Raw genomic sequence first — 254 nt, forward strand, 5'->3', positions numbered from 1 at the left:
CAGTGAAACAGCATGGTGTCGAGATAATCCGTCGGTAGTCGTTGTAAAGAGACTGCTCCTGACTTGATAATATGTTCTTTGGAAAAATAAAAGGAAACCCCTGGGCGGATAGCGCATTTCGATTGGAGATAAATGTCTTCCCGTCGAATAGAGGTTTGCGCCAAAGCCTCGGCAAAAACCGTTTCACACTGTCCAGCACCATAAATATCCGCGTGATCAAAAAAGTTAATACCATTTTCATAAGCTGTTTCAAT

At 42.5% G+C, this 254-nt stretch carries 1 protein-coding gene; it reads right to left on the bottom strand.

Annotation, left to right across the window (positions count from 1 at the left end):
• The coding region (locus tag ETC27_RS18195) for an aldo/keto reductase (protein ID WP_205742794.1) at positions 1 to 254 on the bottom strand (254 nt) is incomplete at both ends.

This window comes from Onishia niordana, from assembly GCF_004798965.1.
GTDB classification, from domain to species: Bacteria; Pseudomonadota; Gammaproteobacteria; order Pseudomonadales; family Halomonadaceae; genus Onishia; species Onishia niordana.